Raw genomic sequence first — 14,872 nt, 5'->3', positions numbered from 1 at the left:
ACCGCCCCCTCGCCACAGGGATTGAGTCGTCTGTTACAACAACGGCTCATCCGCCTTCTTGTGCTTCCAGCCGTCATTGCCCGGCAGCAACAGGTTCAACGCAATCGCCACCACCGCGCACAGCGCGATGCCTTTGAGGCCAAAGTCGTCCGGCCCTGTACCGGTGCCGACCAGCACGCCGCCGATCCCGAACACCAGGGTCACGGACACAATCACCAGATTGCGTGCCTCGCCCAGGTCGATCCGGTGGCGAATCAGCGTGTTCATGCCCACCGCCGCAATCGAGCCGAACAGCAGGCACAGAATCCCGCCCATCACCGGCACCGGAATACTTTGCAGCAGCGCCCCGAATTTGCCGATAAACGCCAGGCTGATGGCAAAGATCGCCGCCCAGGTCATGATTTTCGGGTTGTAGTTTTTGGTCAGCATCACCGCGCCCGTCACTTCGGCGTAGGTGGTGTTGGGCGGACCACCAAACAGACCGGCAGCGGTGGTGGCAATGCCGTCGCCGAGCAGCGTGCGGTGCAGACCGGGCTTCTTCAGGTAGTCGCGACCGGTCACGCTACCGACGGCAATCACACCGCCGATGTGCTCGATGGCCGGCGCCAGCGCCACCGGAACGATGAACAGAATCGCCTGCCAGTTGAACTCGGGGGCGGTGAAATGCGGGATCGCAAACCACGGCGCAGCGGCAATTTTCGCGGTGTCGACCACGCCGAAATAGAACGCCATCGCAAAACCCACGAGCACGCCGGAGATGATCGGCACCAGGCGGAAAATGCCTTTGCCGAATACCGCGACGATCAGCGTGGTCAGCAGCGCCGGCATCGAGATCAGCATCGCCGTCTGGTAATGAATCAGCTCGGAGCCGTCGCCCGCCTTGCCCATCGCCATGTTCGCGGCAATCGGCGCCATGGCCAGGCCGATGGAAATGATCACCGGACCAATCACCACCGGTGGCAGCAAACGGTCAATAAAACCGGTGCCTTTGATCTTCACGGCCAGGCCGAGGAAGGTGTAGACGAAACCGGCCGCCATCACACCACCCATGGTCGCGGCGAGGCCGAACTGGCCCTTGGCGAGAATGATCGGGGTGATAAAGGCAAAACTCGACGCCAGGAACACCGGCACCTGACGCCCGGTGACGATCTGAAACAGGATCGTCCCCAGGCCTGCCGTGAACAGCGCCACGTTTGGGTCCAGACCGGTAATCAGCGGCATCAACACCAGGGCGCCGAAAGCCACGAACAGCATCTGCGCGCCAGACAGCACCGTGCGCCAGAGCGGGTCGTTGAACTCTTGCTGCATGGTCACGCGTCCTTTTGCTTGGTGCCGAAGATCTTGTCACCGGCATCGCCCAGGCCCGGGATGATGTAACCGTGTTCGTTGAGTTTTTCGTCGATGGACGCGGTGTAGATGGTCACGTCCGGGTGGGCCTTTTCCACCGCGGCGATGCCTTCCGGCGCGGCCACCAGGACCATGGCGCGGATGTCGCGGCAACCGGCTTTTTTCAACAGGTCGATGGTGGCGACCATGGAACTGCCGGTGGCGAGCATCGGGTCGATGATCATCGCCAGGCGTTCGTTGATTTCCGGGACCAGTTTTTCCAGGTAGGTGTGGGCTTGCAGCGTTTGTTCGTTGCGGGCCACGCCCACGGCGCTGACTTTGGCGCCCGGGATCAGGCTCAGCACGCCTTCGAGCATGCCGATGCCGGCGCGCAGGATCGGCACCACGGTAATTTTCTTGCCGGCGATCTTCTCGACCGACACGGTGCCGCACCAGCCTTCGATGTCGTAGGACTCCAGCGGCAGGTCTTTGGTGGCTTCATAGGTCAGCAGGGCACCGACTTCCTGAGCAAGCTCGCGAAAGTTCTTGGTGCTGATGTCTGCGCGGCGCATCAGGCCAAGTTTATGACGGATCAGCGGGTGGCGGATCTCGAGGATGGGCATGGGAAAGGCTCCGGCGGCGGGCAAAAAAACCGGCCTAGATTAATCTATCCGAGGGTGTTGTCCTATAGACATAAGGTACGTTAGTCCACAAACGCTTGATCTGACCGTGCGGGATGCGTACCTTTGCCCGCTTTTCCCGAATCCCGTCCCCCTGGAGAGCGCCATGTCCGCTGATCTCGAGCATATCCGTCAAATCATGCGAGAGGCTGACTGCCTGTACACCGAAGCTGAAGTCGAGGCGGCCATCGCCCGCGTCGGTGCGCAAATCAACGAGCAACTGGCGGACACCAACCCGGTGGTGTTCTGTGTGATGAACGGCGGCCTGATTTTCTCCGGCAAACTGCTGACGCACCTGCACTTCCCGCTGGAAGCGTCCTACTTGCACGCCACCCGTTATCGCAACGAAACCAGTGGCGGCGACCTGTTCTGGAAAGCCAAGCCGGAAGTCTCGTTCATCGACCGCGACGTGCTGATCATCGACGACATCCTCGACGAAGGCCACACCTTGGGCGCGATCATCGACTTCTGCAAACACGCCGGCGCGCGCAAAGTGCACACCGCCGTGCTGATCGACAAAGACCACGACCGCAAGGCTCGCCCGGACCTGAAAGCCGATTTCGTCGGCCTGCCGTGCATTGACCGTTACATCTTCGGTTATGGCATGGACTACAAAGGCTACTGGCGTAACGCCAACGGGATTTTTGCCGTTAAAGGGATGTAACGACATGGCTTCGCCGACATTTCTTGATGAAGCCCTTTTCACTGAATTGGCCGGGAAGGCTGCGGCGAATCCTCGCGGGCGTCAGCATCACAACTTGCATCAGATGGAAGAGTCGTGTCATCGGATGGTGGTGGGCTTGCAGCCCAATACCTATATCCCGCCGCACCGGCACCTGAGTGACGACAAGGCAGAAACGCTGCTGGTGTTGCGTGGGCGCCTCGGGCTTTTGATTTTTGACGACGCCGGTCAAGTTATCCACAAGCGTGTTTTGCAAAGCGGTGGCGAATCATTGGGCGTGGATCTTCCACCGGGCGTTTTTCATGGATTGGTGGTGCTGGAAGCCGACAGCCTGATGTTCGAGTGCAAGGCCGGCCCTTATCGCCCGGCCGGTGACGGTGAGCTGGCTGATTGGGCGCCGCGCGAAGGCGAGCCAGGCGTGGCCGACTATCAGGCATGGATGCGCGCGCAGTTCGATTGATCAACATCCTGTGGGAGCCAGCTCGCTTCCACAGTGGATCGGGTGCGCAGAAGTCTTTTTGTGGACCCATGCTAAAGTGCCGGGCCCCGCCTTCCGGAGCCCGTCATGAGTGTTTTGATCCGCAGCTGCGCCGCCCTGTTGCTGACCCTCAGTTTGCCTCTGGCCGCCGCCCCGGCGCCGATGCACGCGCAGTACTTGCCGCCGGACGACCTGACGCTGCGTGACGCCGAGCCCGAGCAACAGCAACTGCTGCAAGTCACCGAGTATTCCGTGGTTGTCGGCAGCCAGCGTCAGTCCAATCAGCAGCCGATCCCGGTCACGTCGCCCGTGATGATCCGCTTGAAGGGCAAATCCCTGAGCAAGGGCGCGAGCATCACTCAGGTGCTGGTCAACTTCGACGGTGAAAGCAAAAGCCTGAAAAAGCCGATCTACGACGACAAAAACAAAACCCTGACGCTGTTTTATCCAGTGGCGCAGTACCGGGTGATCATCGACTTGTTGCGCAACGACACGGTGTATTGCCAGTTTCTCAGCTACGCCAACGGCCATATCTGGGCCGATCTGCACACCGGCGCTGTTCGTCCGCGTTGAGCCTGGCGCCCGGGCAGGGGTAAACTGCCCGCCCCGTGACATGTCTGCGAGCTGGAGTCGGCAATGCGTAAAGATAAGAAACAAGTGATTGGTGACGAGATCGGCGACGAGCAGATCAAGTTGTTCCTCGATTTCGAGCCGGTCGACGCCACTTCGCCGTCCCTGCACAAACTGATCAAGGCCTACCGTGGCCTGCGTATCGACGACTTCGAGCGGTTTCTGACGTTCTTCGTTGCGGCCGGTTTTGACCTGGACGGCAAGGATGAGCACGGCGATGACTTCGTTGCGGTGATCAAGGATCAGCGTAACGCGGCCGAGTACATCAAGTTGATGGCCAAGGCGCGCGGTTAATTATTGCCCTGACTGAGGTGGTGTTTGTGCTGGCCCCTTCGCGAGCAAGCCCGCTCCCACAGTTGATCGAGTTGAATCACAATTTTGTGATCGACACAGATCCAATGTGGGAGCGGGCTTGCTCGCGAAGAGGCCGACACAAGCACCGGAAATCCTGAGTCATCCGTTTCCGCGGCCATAAAAAAACGCCCCGCTCTCACTGAGGACGGGGCGTTTTTCATGCGGCCGAATCAAGCGTAGCTTTCGGTCTCGTTACTGGCGGCAACCAGTTCCAGTGCGACGTTGTTGTGCGCATTGATCTTGCGATACAGCGCCGCGTCGGTTTCCAGGACTTTTTCCCGGGCCGGGAAGATTTCCGCCAGTTTGGCAGCCCACTCGCCGGAGGCTTTGCTCGGGAAACATTTTTCGATCAGTTCGAGCATGATCGAAACGGTCACCGAAGCGCCTGGCGAAGCACCGAGCAAGGCCGCAAGGGAACCGTCCTTGGCCGCGACCAGCTCGGTACCGAACTGCAGAACGCCGCCCTTCTTCGGGTCTTTCTTGATGATCTGCACCCGTTGGCCGGCCACTTCCAGGCGCCAGTCTTCGGCTTTCGCTTCGGGGTAGAAGCGACGCAGGGAGTCGAGGCGCTGCTCCATCGACTGCATCACTTCGCTGACCAGGTACTTGGTCAGGTCCATGTTGTTTTTAGCCACCGCCAGCATCGGGCCGATGTTGCCGGCGCGAACCGACATCGGCAGGTCCATGAAGGAGCCGTGCTTGAGGAACTTGGTGGTGAAACCGGCGTAAGGTCCGAACAGCAGCGTCTTCTTGCCATCGACGACGCGGGTGTCCAGGTGTGGCACGGACATCGGTGGCGAACCCACGGCGGCCTGGCTGTAAACCTTGGCCTGGTGGTGTTTGACCACTTCCGGGTTGTCGCAACGCAGCCACTGGCCACTGATCGGGAAGCCACCGAAGCCTTTGCTCTCTTCGATGCCCGACGCCTGCAACAGCGGCAATGCCGCGCCGCCCGCGCCGAGGAAAACGAATTTGGCGTCGACTTCACGGGTGTTGCCGCTGTTGACGTCCTTGATGCTGACGGTCCAGCCGCCGTTGTTACGCTTGAGGCCGGTGACGCGCTTGCAGTACTTGACCTGGGCATCGGGTGCGCTGGTCAGGTGCTTGAGCAATTGGTTGGTCAGCGCGCCGAAGTTGACGTCGGTGCCATTCATCACGCGGGTGGCCGCAATGACTTCGTCAGCCGGGCGGCCAGGCATCATCAACGGCATCCAGTCAGCCATTTTTGCCTTGTCTTCGGTGTATTCCATGTCCGCGAAGGCGTGGTGCTTGCTCAGCACGTTGAAGCGTTCCTTGAGGAAGGACACGCCGCTGTCGCCTTGCACGAAGCTCAGGTGTGGCACCGGGCTGATGAACGTTTTGCACGAGCCGAACGTGCCTTTTTTGGTCAGGTACGACCAGAACTGCTTCGACACCTCGAACTGGGTGTTGATGTGCACGGCTTTCTTGATGTCGACGGTGCCGTCGGCGGCCTGCGGCGTGTAATTCAGCTCGCACAGGCCGGCGTGACCGGTACCGGCGTTGTTCCACGGGTTGGAACTCTCCGCAGCACCGGAATCCATCAGCTCGACGACTTCCAGCTTGATCGCGGGGTCGAGCTCTTTGAGCAGTACGGCGAGGGTGGCACTCATGATGCCGGCCCCAACCAGTACTACGTCGACTGCTTCGTTATGCGCCATTTAACGCGTCTCCAAAATCTGCAGCACCAAATTGTCGGCATGGCTGCCAGGCGCTCCGGGGCGTGTCAGTGAACCCCAGGTACCCACGGCAGGATCGCCATGTCCGAATCTTCGCAATTTTTCGCAACTTCGACGGACGCTACCGGCCGGGTCAATGAGCTCCATGAACTCATTACAACGCGCGACTGGCAATTCGACTTATGGCCGAGACATCCGTTTGTGCAACCAAATCCGTAGCGGACAGGCTTCAGGCTCCGGTATCAGAGGCGTATCCGGTCCTGTTTCGTTGGGCTGTTTCAGACGCTAATGGTGCATGTTCAGACGCAAAACTATTCATTTGCTCGCCACACTCTTGTGAAGTTGTGAAAACCCGTTTTTTTCACGCTCTTTTGAAGACGTGAACCTCAAAAAAGGGCTGTCCCAGCCTGGCACTGTGCCCGGATGGATTGCCGCCATGGAATACATGACGGGCAAATCGGGCAAACAGCTCAGTAACCGAGCGTAATGACAGCTCTGCAGATTCGCGAAAAGCAGGGGGTTTGCTCAAGGAACAGCAAGCGCGCCAGCTTCACTCGATCTGTGTGGGCGGCTCTCTGTGGGCGGTGCGGGGTGTCAATGCCGAGGCATTTACGATGCTGCGAGGCCCGATCAGGAGACGTCCTTATAATCGGGGGGAGATTGTATCTAAGAAACGCGGGGAAATGGACGTGTTTAATGACTTTTATTAGGCGTCTGGTCAGGTGGTCAACAGTTGCTGCGCCCGCGCACGCGGTTGGCGCTGGCTGACACGGGCGCCAGTGGGCAGCGGATGGTGCAGCCAGTTGAGGCGGATTTCTTCGATTTCGACCCAGCCATCGCCCATCGGCTGAAGGCTGCACTGCTTGAACGCCTGGCAATGGCCGTTGCGGTCGAGCAGGGCGAAACTGCGGTGCAATGGGCGTGGCGCGAACAACGAGATCAGATAACGCATGGCTGATTACCGTGTGGGGTGACTGCAATGAAGGTTGGCAGCGAGCCGTGACGTGCAAGTGAAAGGGCGATGACAGCTGTGTGACAGGAACCGCTTTCCCAAGGGTTTGTCAGACATTTCAGTATTCACTGTGAGGTGCTAGTTACCCGCAGTGGCCCACCGCTATACTGCGGGCCTGTTTTGTGCCTGATTCTGGAGAGAAGCGCATGTTGCAACGCCTGTTGTTCGGTTTGATCACTGTGACCAGTTTGACCCTTGTCGGCTGCGCCCATAGCCCGCAACAACTGAGCCCCGAGCCCAAGCTGACCACTCAGTTGGCACCGGTCGGCCACGGTCAGCAGGTTGTGGTCCGTGTCGTCGACGGACGTCCGTCCCCTACTCTGGGCACCCGTGGTGGCTTGTACCCGGAGACCAGCGCGATCACCGTGCAAGGCGCGCAAATCCTGCCGAAGTTGCAGGCTCAGGCTGAAGCCGCCGTGCGTTTGCTCGGTTTCACCCCGGTGTCCAACGGCATGAATGCACCGCAGTTGACCGTGACCCTGGCCGAGCTGAAGTATCAGTCGCCCAAAGAAGGCATGTACGTGACTGAAGCGACCATCGGCGCGACCTTCCGCTCCGATGTGCAGAACGCCAACCGCCGTTACAGCGGCCGTTACGGCGCGTCCCTGGACCAGCGTTTCGGCATGGCGCCAAACCAGGAAACCAACACCAAGCTGGTCAGCGATGTGTTGAGCGATGCGTTGACGCGTCTGTTCAAGGACCCGACCGTGGGGCAGATTCTCGGCGAGTAAGCGTTCGCCAGATTCAAAAAAGCCCGGCGCCAGTGATGGCCCGGGCTTTTTTCATGCCTGCCGGATTAACACCGAACTCTGTGGGAGCAAGCTTGCTCGCGAAAGCGGTATGCCAGCAGCATCAATGTCGACTGACACTCCGCCTTCGCGAGCAAGCCCGCTCCCACAAGGGGTCGGTGGTATCAGGCCGCTTGCGAGTAAAAATCCAGCATGCTCACGCCTGTCAGCAAATCCGTCTCGGGCAAGTCCGCATGCTGATGCCCGCCCAGCGCGCAATACACCAGCCAATGGCGGTCCTGGACATTGAAGGCGAGGCTGCCGACCAATGTTTGTTGTTCTTCACTCTGGGCGATGAGGTACAGGCGATCCTGGTTTTCGGCGTGCAACATGACGGGCTCCGTGTCGGTTTTCGTGGGGCGGCAGCCTGACGGATGCAGATGACGAAGCCGTGACACAGGGCAGTCTTCTGCCAAATGGTCAGTTATTTGTCGTAAAGCGAGTGCAGGGCAGGAGGCTTTCGGTAGAATCCGCGCCGCAGTCGTCGGTTCGGCGGTTGCCACACCTGTTTTGTTCGAGGTCCGTGATGTCGCTGCATTTGATGACGCTGTTTACCGCCCATCCCGCCAAAGTGGTCAACCTGCTGGCCCTGCTGCTGGCTTTCCCGGGCAGTTGGCTGCTGCACGCCACCCGTCGCCGCGAACAGCGCGCCATGGCCAGTATCGTGGCCCAGCGCCAAAGCCAGCCCAGCGTCGAGCCGACCCTTGATTGGGCGACCTTGCGCATGAATCGCTTTTTCTACCGCTTCGGTTTCGCCTGCCTGGGGCTGGCGTTGCTGGTGTCGTGGATCAGCACGCGGGTCTGAACTCCAGGCATAAGATTTATGCCCGCCGGGCGGCCATGGGATTTGCCTGTGTGAGGGCTGCTTGGGTGATAGGGCTGCCTGTGGTGAGAGGGCTGCCTGTGGGTGATAGGGCTTGCCTGGGTGAGAGGGCTGTTGTGGCGAGGGGGCTTGCCCCCGTTCGGCTGCGCAGCAGTCGTAAGCTTCTGGGGTCGCTTCGCAACCCAACGGGGGCAAGCCCCCTCGCCACAACAGCCCTCGCCACAGGCAAGTCCTTTCACTACCGGCAAGTCCTTTCACCCCAGGCAAGCCCCCTCACCACATTTAGTGTTTGCCCCCAAAAATAGTGTTTGCCCCAACAAAAACGGCGCCCCAAGGGGCGCCGTTTTTGTATGCGGTCAAACCACTTACAGCGGCAACCCGGCCTTCACACGGTATTGATTGCGTACCGGGGTGGCGTATTGAAGCACCAGGAACGGGCGGTGTTCCTCGGGGCAGGCGTCCAGGCGTTTGTTCCATTCTTCCTGGGCCTTGGCCAATTCATCGGCGGCAAACACTTCAGCGGCTGTCGGCACCTGCAATTGCGGGTCGGCGTCTTGCCACTGGGCGTACGCCAGGTAGTGCACCGGAAACAGCCGGTAGCCGCCGAGAATCTGTTTGTCCATCTCGATCGCCAACAGCTTGGTGTCTTCGAACAGCTCGCTGATCGGCGCGGCGAAGTTCACGTGCACGCGGCCCTTGTAGCCGGTGATGCCCTTGGCAATGCTCACGTCATCCTCGCCTGGCACTTTGGTGTAGCTGCCGGTGGTGGCGCGGATGAACAGTTCGCGGGCCTTGGCCTGGTCGCACGGGTCGTATTCGTAGCTGATCGACACCGGGGTCACGTTCAGCGAGCGAATGACTTCGCCGAACGGCTCGTCCTTGCGGCTCATGTGGAACATCTTGAGGATCGCCGACTCGGTACGGTCGTCGCCGTCCTTGGCCCGGCCTTCGGCTTGGGCGATCCAGATCGAGGCGCAATCGTTGCGGATCGAGTGGTTGATGTAAGCCGACAACAGCTGGTAGGCCGCCATTTTTTCGCGGCGACCGGTGATCGAGCGGTGCACGATGAAGCTCTTGTTCAGGCGCATCAGATCGCTGACGAAGGGCTTTTGCAGCAAGTTGTCGCCAATTGCGATGCGCGGCGTCGGCAGGCCGGCGTGGTACACGGCGTAGTTGACGAAGGCCGGGTCCATCACGATGTCGCGGTGGTTGGCGATGAACAGGTAGGCGCTGCCGGACTTGAATTGTTCGACACCGGTATACGTCACACCGTCAGTGGCGCGTTCGATGGTGTGGTCGACGTACACCTCGACTTTGTCCTGCAACGTCGCCACCGAATGCACGTCGGCGAACTCACGGCGCAGTCGATGAGCTATAAGAGGTTTGAGCATCCAGCCGAAGGCACCGGCATAACGCGGGAAGCGGAAGTGGATGAGGATATCTAGAAACGCCTTGTCGCCCAGCAGCCGGTTCAGTACCGCCGGGACTTCGCTGTCGTCGTAAGGTCGGATGGCATCGAATTCGCCCATCATGCTCTCTTGTTAGAAACGGCTAGGGTAAGTAAAGGTTTGGATCGAAAACCAACGGGGCACGGTCTGAAAAGGTAGCCAGACAAATAGCCCTGCGAATAGACCGGCGATTATACGCACAAGTCACTTGGGAGACCGCGATGCTGGAAACTGCGCTGTATGAATGTCCGTATTGTGGTGAAGAAGTGGAGACTGCTCTGGATCTGTCCGGCGGCGATCAGACCTATATCGAGGACTGTCAGGTGTGTTGCCGGCCAATTACCTTCGTGTTGCAGGTTGACGGGGCGGAATGGCATCTCGAGGTTTTTAGCGAAAACGAGTGAGAAGGGGCGTCCCATGCAGCGAATCTACGAACCGGAAAACCTGATGGAAGGTGAGTTGCTGCAACGCATGCTGGCCAGCGAGGGCATCGAGGCGCACCTGGTGGGGCGCGATTTGCTCGGCGGCACTGGCGAATTGCCGATCTTCGGCCTGCTGGGCTTGTCGGTGGATAACGACCAGGCGCAATACGCCCGTGAGCTGATCACTGCGTACAATGCCGCGCTGCCGATGCCCGGCGATGAACCGGACAGTTTCCCCGGGACGCTGGTCTGTTAGGCTGACGTTCGTTTGATCAAGAGCCGTGTTGCCCCATGTGTGGACGTTATGCCCTGTTTCGCTGGAACCCCGCCTTCGCGGCCCTGCCGGGGTTCCCCGCCGATCAGCAGGCCCAGTGGAATATTTCCCCCAACGATTCGGTGTTGATGCTGCGTGCCGGCGCCGACGGCCAGCGCGAACTGGCCCGGGCGCGTTGGGGTTTGACCCCGCCCTGGCTGACTGACCTGTCGCGCACTCCGGCCCATGCCCGGGCTGAAACCGTTGCTGAACAACCGATGTTTCGCCAGGCGCTGCGCGAGCGCCGTTGCCTGCTGCCGGCCAATGGCTTTTACGAGTGGCGCGGTACTACCCGCAAACGCCCGTACTGGCTGACGCCGGGGGAGGGTTCGGCACTGTTTTTCGCGGCGATCTGGGAAGCGTATCCGGTGCAGGAACAGGTGTGGCTGAGCACCGCAGTAATCACGCAACCGGCGGCGAGTCAGCGTCGACCGTTGATTCTGGATGCGGCGGGGCAGGCGGCCTGGCTTGATCCCGAGACGCCATTGCATGTGTTGCAGGGGTTGCTGGCCAGTGAGCCCGCGGCGTTGCGCGAGCGGGTGTTGGCGAATCTGGTGAATGATCCGAAATTGAATGGGCCGGAATGTTTGACCCCCGGTTGATGGGGTGTCCGGGCTGGCCTCTTCGCGGGCAAGCCCGCTCCCACAGGGGATCTCCAGTGTTCACAAATAATGTGGCCACAAAAGAATCTACTGTGGGAGCGGGCTTGCTCGCGAAGAGGCCCTTGGATCAAACCTTGAACTGATTGATCAACCGCCGCTGCTGCTCCGCCAACTTGGTCAGATCCGCACTGGCCGCACTCGATTCATCCGCGCCACCAGCCACTTCATTGGCCACTTGCCCAATGTTGATCACGTTACGGTTGATGTCATCCGCCACCGCGCTCTGCTCTTCGGCCGCACTGGCAATCTGCGTGTTCATGTCATTGATCACCGACACCGCCTGAGTGATCGTTTCCAGCGCTTCGGCCGCTTTCGCCGCGTGCTGCACGCTTTCGTCGGTGCGGTTCTGACTGTCCTCCATCACCCGCACCACATCGCGCGTGCCCTGTTGCAGTTGCTGGATCATGGTCTGGATTTCTTCGGTGGCCTTCTGGGTCTTCTGCGCCAGGTTGCGCACTTCGTCGGCCACCACCGCAAAACCACGACCCTGTTCACCGGCTCGCGCCGCCTCGATGGCCGCGTTCAAGGCCAGCAGGTTGGTCTGTTCGGCAATCCCGCGAATGGCGGTCAGGATCGCGTTGATGTTCTCGCTGTCCTTGGCCAGGGTTTGCACGACACCCACAGCCTTGCCGATTTCCACCGCCAGCACGCCAATCGAATTCGACGTGTCACGCACGATTTGCATGCCCTGCGCGGCGGCCTGATCAGCATGGCTGGCAGCTTGCGCAGCCTGGGTTGCGTTGCGCGCCACGTCTTGTGCGGTGGCGGTCATTTCGTGCACGGCGGTGGCGACCTGATCGATCTCGGCCATTTGCTTCTGCACGCCGATGTTGGTGCGGATGGCGATGTCGGCGGTGTGTTCCGACGAGTCGCTGACGCTCTGCACCGACGTCACGACCTGGGTGATCATCGCCTGCAATTTGGCGAGGAAGGTGTTGAAGCCTTTGGCAATCGAGCCCAGTTCATCGGCGCGGTCGCTGGTCAGGCGACGGGTCAGGTCACCTTCACCCTTGGCGATGTCGTCGAGCATCGCCACCATTTGCTTGAGCGGCCGGGCAATGCCGTGGCCCACCAGCCAAATCACCAGCAAGCCGATACCGGCAATCAACAAGCCGACCATGGCCATGCCGAAGGTGTCGGATTTACGCTGGGCATCCAGGTCGCCCTGAAGTTTTTGCAAGTCGGCCATCACCGCGTTCAGCGGCAATTGCAGCATCAGCGTCCAGCGCGCGTCGGTCTGGCCGATGCCGAACGGCAGGTACAACTCGATGCGGCCCTGAGCCTTGTCGACGGTGTAAGTGACTTCGCCGCGCTTGAGGTTGGCCATGTTGGCGATCTGTTGGCTGTCGAGAATGTCGCTGACCTTCTCGCCGAACTTGCTTGGGTCTTTGGTGTAGGCAACGATCCGCCCGTTGCCGCCGATCAGTGCCATCACGCCGGAGCCGCCGTAGAGTTTCTGGTTGGCGCCCAGCAGCATTTCCTGGATGAAGTTCACCGACAGGTCGGCGCCGACGATGCCCTGGAACGTGCCGTTGAGCATGATCGGCTCAATAAAGGAGGCGAGCATCACGATCTTGTCGCCGACCTTGTAGGGCGCCGGGTCGATCACGCAGGATTTTTTGGTTTCCTTGGAGCACAGGTAGTACTCGCTGGCGCGCACGCCGGTCGACAGGGTTTTCTGGTCGTCGACATCGACCAGTTTGTCGAGGCCCAGCGTGCCGTCGTCGTTGCGGAACCACCACGGCAGGAAGCGCCCGTTGCCGGCGTCGATGCCGACCACTTTGGTGCCGACGTAGGCCGCGTCGTTGTGGTCGAGGGCGTCTTTTTCCCAGCCGATATAGGTGCCGAGGATTTTCGGGTTCTTCACCACGTTTTCCTTGATCAGGCTGATCAATTGTTCGCGGCTCAGGCTCAATTGCGGCTGGCCATCGGCGCCCGGCGTGCCGATCAGCGTGTTGACCCGCACCAGCCCGCCGGCAATCAGCAGCGGCGCTTCAAGCTCGCGCTGGATCTGGCTGACCTGGGTTTGCGCCAGCGAGGTCAGGCGCTGTTCGATGACTTGCTCGAATTGCGCCTGTGTCCGCTGCTGCACCATCTCCTGGGTGCGCGCGCCGGAAAACAGCGCGTACAGCACCAACGCGGCCACGACGCTGAGAACGATGGCGCCGGCGAGGGCGGCGACGGAAAACTGGATCGACTTGAATTTCATGGGTGCTCCGCACGCAAGAGGACGTCTGCGGAGGTGTATCGGCAGGAGCCCGGTCGCCCATGAGCAGCGGCGCGCGAAATGACTGTTTTGGACGGGCCGATGTCGCTATCAGACCGGTGCCGAACCTTTGGCTGGCGAGGCAGTCAGTGCTGTATGAATTTTTTCCTACTACAGTCTTACCGCAGCGGGTTGCGGACTTAAGGGGAGTGCCTTGATGAACAAGTCTCTGGTGGCGTGTGTGTTGGGTTCGGCGCTGTTGCTCAATGGCTGCGAAACCGTCAACACGACCAGCCCCGGCGAGGTGGGTGTCGTTCGCCAGCAAAGAATGACCACGTTGTTGTCCAGCGAACAGGTCAATTCTGCGTACGCCCAGGATTATCAGCAGACCCTCGGTGACGCCAACAGCAAGAACACCCTCGACAAAACCAGTGTTGATGCCAAACGCGTTCAAGCGATCGCCGATCGCCTGATCGCTCAGGCACCGACGTTTCGTCCCGATTCCGCGCAATGGACATGGGAGGTCAACCTGATCAAGAGCGACGACCTCAACGCCAACTGCGGTCCGGGCGGCAAAATCATTGTCTACACCGGTCTGATCGACAAGCTGCAACTGACTGACGACGAACTGGCGGCGGTGATGGGCCACGAAATCGCCCACGCCCTGCGTGAGCATGGTCGCGAGGCGTTATCCAAATCCTATGGCTTGAGCATCGCCCAGCAACTGGCCATCGCGGCCGGTGCGCCGGCGTCGATTGTGGAAGTGGGGAATAACGGGGTGAACCTGTTGATGACGCTGCCCAACAGCCGCACCAATGAAAACGAAGCCGACCTGATCGGCCTGGAACTGGCGGCCCGTGCGGGCTATAACCCGAACGCCGCGCTCACCCTGTGGGACAAGATGAGCAAGGCTGACGAGGGCGCGCCACCGGAGTTCCTTAGCACGCACCCATCGTCGAGCAGCCGGACTGCGGCGTTGCAGGCGGCGATTCCGAAGGTCATGCCGTTGTACGAGAAAGCTCCGAAGTCTTGAGTCGAGGCGGCTGACGCTTTCGCGGGCAAGCCCGCTCCCACACTGGACCGCGTCCGTTTGGACAACTCGGTCACCTGTGGGAGCAGGTTTGCTCCGGGCGGCGATTCCGAAGGTCATGCCGTTGTACGAGAAAGCTCCGAAGTCTTGAGTCGAGGCGGCTGACGCTTTCGCGAGCAAGCCCGCTCCCACATTGGACCGCGTCCGTCTGGGCAACTCGGTCACTTGTGGGAGCAACTGTCTTAACCCTGCCATTCGTCACCGCCATTCGGTGCCGTCGCGCAGCATGGCATTCAGCCGGATCAACAGTATCCGCATGCA

17 protein-coding genes and 1 pseudogene are annotated in these 14,872 nt (G+C 60.3%); 10 read left to right on the top strand and 8 right to left on the bottom strand.

Translation table 11 applies throughout. The annotated features are described in order from the left end of the window. Positions 1-33 precede the first annotated feature (33 nt). Complete coding sequence (locus ACQKP4_RS18295; RefSeq protein ID WP_427635056.1) at positions 34-1,308, bottom strand: uracil-xanthine permease family protein; 1,275 nt, start codon at positions 1,306-1,308, stop codon at positions 34-36. A gap of 2 nt (positions 1,309-1,310) precedes the next feature. Further along, positions 1,311-1,949: a uracil phosphoribosyltransferase gene (upp, locus tag ACQKP4_RS18290; RefSeq protein ID WP_008025893.1), complete on the bottom strand. Its 639-nt coding sequence runs from the start codon at positions 1,947-1,949 to the stop codon at positions 1,311-1,313. Between the two features lie 163 nt (positions 1,950-2,112). Between upp and ACQKP4_RS18285 the strand changes: the two genes are divergently transcribed. The 4 genes from ACQKP4_RS18285 to ACQKP4_RS18270 all read left to right on the top strand — a co-directional run bounded on the left by ACQKP4_RS18285 (position 2,113) and on the right by ACQKP4_RS18270 (position 4,090). Continuing rightward, a complete protein-coding gene (locus ACQKP4_RS18285; RefSeq protein WP_427635055.1) occupies positions 2,113-2,670 on the top strand; it encodes a hypoxanthine-guanine phosphoribosyltransferase in 558 nt (185 codons plus the stop codon). Between the two features lie 4 nt (positions 2,671-2,674). Next, positions 2,675-3,148 carry a WbuC family cupin fold metalloprotein gene (locus ACQKP4_RS18280; protein ID WP_427635054.1) on the top strand — a complete coding sequence of 158 codons (474 nt, stop codon included), beginning with the start codon at positions 2,675-2,677 and terminating at the stop codon, positions 3,146-3,148. Between the two features lie 105 nt (positions 3,149-3,253). Next, positions 3,254-3,739, top strand: coding sequence for a hypothetical protein (locus ACQKP4_RS18275; RefSeq protein WP_427635053.1), 486 nt, complete (start codon positions 3,254-3,256; stop codon positions 3,737-3,739). A 63-nt stretch (positions 3,740-3,802) separates the two neighbouring features. Continuing rightward, positions 3,803-4,090 carry a PA4642 family protein gene (locus ACQKP4_RS18270; RefSeq protein ID WP_427635052.1) on the top strand — a complete coding sequence of 96 codons (288 nt, stop codon included), beginning with the start codon at positions 3,803-3,805 and terminating at the stop codon, positions 4,088-4,090. Between the two features lie 230 nt (positions 4,091-4,320). Here the strand turns inward: ACQKP4_RS18270 and mqo are convergent, their stop codons facing one another. Both mqo and ACQKP4_RS18260 read right to left on the bottom strand, forming a co-directional pair. Then, positions 4,321-5,829 (bottom strand): malate dehydrogenase (quinone), encoded by a 1,509-nt coding sequence (gene mqo, locus ACQKP4_RS18265; RefSeq protein WP_427635051.1) that lies wholly within the window; start codon positions 5,827-5,829, stop codon positions 4,321-4,323. Positions 5,830-6,565: 736 nt separating this feature from the next. Next, the gene (locus ACQKP4_RS18260; protein ID WP_427635050.1) at positions 6,566-6,799 is read right to left on the bottom strand and encodes a hypothetical protein; all 234 of its coding nucleotides are present in this window, start codon (positions 6,797-6,799) and stop codon (positions 6,566-6,568) included. A gap of 206 nt (positions 6,800-7,005) precedes the next feature. On the opposite strand from ACQKP4_RS18260, the gene ACQKP4_RS18255 reads away from it, so the two are divergent. Continuing rightward, positions 7,006-7,590, top strand: coding sequence for a YajG family lipoprotein (locus tag ACQKP4_RS18255; protein WP_201193543.1), 585 nt, complete (start codon positions 7,006-7,008; stop codon positions 7,588-7,590). A 182-nt stretch (positions 7,591-7,772) separates the two neighbouring features. Here the strand turns inward: ACQKP4_RS18255 and ACQKP4_RS18250 are convergent, their stop codons facing one another. Further along, a complete protein-coding gene (locus ACQKP4_RS18250) occupies positions 7,773-7,979 on the bottom strand; it encodes a hypothetical protein (RefSeq protein WP_427635049.1) in 207 nt (68 codons plus the stop codon). A gap of 194 nt (positions 7,980-8,173) precedes the next feature. Between ACQKP4_RS18250 and ACQKP4_RS18245 the strand changes: the two genes are divergently transcribed. After that, positions 8,174-8,452, top strand: coding sequence for a hypothetical protein (locus tag ACQKP4_RS18245; RefSeq protein ID WP_427635048.1), 279 nt, complete (start codon positions 8,174-8,176; stop codon positions 8,450-8,452). 383 nt (positions 8,453-8,835) lie between these two features. On the opposite strand, the gene ACQKP4_RS18240 is transcribed toward ACQKP4_RS18245, so the two are convergent. Next, on the bottom strand, positions 8,836-9,999 hold the full coding sequence (locus ACQKP4_RS18240; RefSeq protein WP_427635047.1) for a 1-acyl-sn-glycerol-3-phosphate acyltransferase: 1,164 nt from the start codon (positions 9,997-9,999) through the stop codon (positions 8,836-8,838). 140 nt (positions 10,000-10,139) lie between these two features. Between ACQKP4_RS18240 and ACQKP4_RS18235 the strand changes: the two genes are divergently transcribed. From ACQKP4_RS18235 to ACQKP4_RS18225, 3 genes are read left to right on the top strand one after another with little or no spacing between them, the layout of a single operon-like run. Continuing rightward, the gene (locus ACQKP4_RS18235) at positions 10,140-10,322 is read left to right on the top strand and encodes a CPXCG motif-containing cysteine-rich protein (protein WP_427635046.1); all 183 of its coding nucleotides are present in this window, start codon (positions 10,140-10,142) and stop codon (positions 10,320-10,322) included. A 13-nt stretch (positions 10,323-10,335) separates the two neighbouring features. After that, positions 10,336-10,596: a putative signal transducing protein gene (locus ACQKP4_RS18230; RefSeq protein WP_427635045.1), complete on the top strand. Its 261-nt coding sequence runs from the start codon at positions 10,336-10,338 to the stop codon at positions 10,594-10,596. A gap of 35 nt (positions 10,597-10,631) precedes the next feature. Continuing rightward, positions 10,632-11,255: an SOS response-associated peptidase gene (locus tag ACQKP4_RS18225; protein WP_427635044.1), complete on the top strand. Its 624-nt coding sequence runs from the start codon at positions 10,632-10,634 to the stop codon at positions 11,253-11,255. A 127-nt stretch (positions 11,256-11,382) separates the two neighbouring features. Here the strand turns inward: ACQKP4_RS18225 and ACQKP4_RS18220 are convergent, their stop codons facing one another. Together ACQKP4_RS18220 and ACQKP4_RS18215 are read right to left on the bottom strand one after the other, a co-directional pair. Continuing rightward, positions 11,383-12,126 (bottom strand): methyl-accepting chemotaxis protein, encoded by a 744-nt coding sequence (locus ACQKP4_RS18220; protein ID WP_371916308.1) that lies wholly within the window; start codon positions 12,124-12,126, stop codon positions 11,383-11,385. Positions 12,127-12,237: 111 nt separating this feature from the next. After that, a pseudogene (locus ACQKP4_RS18215) lies at positions 12,238-12,435 on the bottom strand (HAMP domain-containing protein); the annotation flags it as partial. 1,303 nt (positions 12,436-13,738) lie between these two features. Here ACQKP4_RS18215 and ACQKP4_RS18210 point away from each other — a divergent pair. Next, positions 13,739-14,554 (top strand): M48 family metallopeptidase, encoded by an 816-nt coding sequence (locus ACQKP4_RS18210; RefSeq protein ID WP_427635043.1) that lies wholly within the window; start codon positions 13,739-13,741, stop codon positions 14,552-14,554. Positions 14,555-14,872: the final 318 nt, after the last annotated feature.

The organism is Pseudomonas sp. NPDC086278, assembly GCF_050280905.1.
Taxonomy (GTDB): Bacteria; Pseudomonadota; Gammaproteobacteria; order Pseudomonadales; family Pseudomonadaceae; genus Aquipseudomonas.
The sequence above is the reverse complement of the archived record's forward strand: the minus strand, read 5'-3'. Positions and strand labels throughout refer to the sequence as shown.

Coding starts and splice junctions, on each gene's coding strand:
- ACQKP4_RS18295 (WP_427635056.1), bottom strand. CDS start 1,308: ATGCAGCAAGAGTTCAACGACCCGCTCTGGCGCACGGTGCTGTCTGGC.
- upp (WP_008025893.1), bottom strand. CDS start 1,949: ATGCCCATCCTCGAGATCCGCCACCCGCTGATCCGTCATAAACTTGGC.
- ACQKP4_RS18285 (WP_427635055.1), top strand. CDS start 2,113: ATGTCCGCTGATCTCGAGCATATCCGTCAAATCATGCGAGAGGCTGAC.
- ACQKP4_RS18280 (WP_427635054.1), top strand. CDS start 2,675: ATGGCTTCGCCGACATTTCTTGATGAAGCCCTTTTCACTGAATTGGCC.
- ACQKP4_RS18275 (WP_427635053.1), top strand. CDS start 3,254: ATGAGTGTTTTGATCCGCAGCTGCGCCGCCCTGTTGCTGACCCTCAGT.
- ACQKP4_RS18270 (WP_427635052.1), top strand. CDS start 3,803: ATGCGTAAAGATAAGAAACAAGTGATTGGTGACGAGATCGGCGACGAG.
- mqo (WP_427635051.1), bottom strand. CDS start 5,829: ATGGCGCATAACGAAGCAGTCGACGTAGTACTGGTTGGGGCCGGCATC.
- ACQKP4_RS18260 (WP_427635050.1), bottom strand. CDS start 6,799: ATGCGTTATCTGATCTCGTTGTTCGCGCCACGCCCATTGCACCGCAGT.
- ACQKP4_RS18255 (WP_201193543.1), top strand. CDS start 7,006: ATGTTGCAACGCCTGTTGTTCGGTTTGATCACTGTGACCAGTTTGACC.
- ACQKP4_RS18250 (WP_427635049.1), bottom strand. CDS start 7,979: ATGTTGCACGCCGAAAACCAGGATCGCCTGTACCTCATCGCCCAGAGT.
- ACQKP4_RS18245 (WP_427635048.1), top strand. CDS start 8,174: ATGTCGCTGCATTTGATGACGCTGTTTACCGCCCATCCCGCCAAAGTG.
- ACQKP4_RS18240 (WP_427635047.1), bottom strand. CDS start 9,999: ATGGGCGAATTCGATGCCATCCGACCTTACGACGACAGCGAAGTCCCG.
- ACQKP4_RS18235 (WP_427635046.1), top strand. CDS start 10,140: ATGCTGGAAACTGCGCTGTATGAATGTCCGTATTGTGGTGAAGAAGTG.
- ACQKP4_RS18230 (WP_427635045.1), top strand. CDS start 10,336: ATGCAGCGAATCTACGAACCGGAAAACCTGATGGAAGGTGAGTTGCTG.
- ACQKP4_RS18225 (WP_427635044.1), top strand. CDS start 10,632: ATGTGTGGACGTTATGCCCTGTTTCGCTGGAACCCCGCCTTCGCGGCC.
- ACQKP4_RS18220 (WP_371916308.1), bottom strand. CDS start 12,126: ATGGCCGAGATCGATCAGGTCGCCACCGCCGTGCACGAAATGACCGCC.
- ACQKP4_RS18210 (WP_427635043.1), top strand. CDS start 13,739: ATGAACAAGTCTCTGGTGGCGTGTGTGTTGGGTTCGGCGCTGTTGCTC.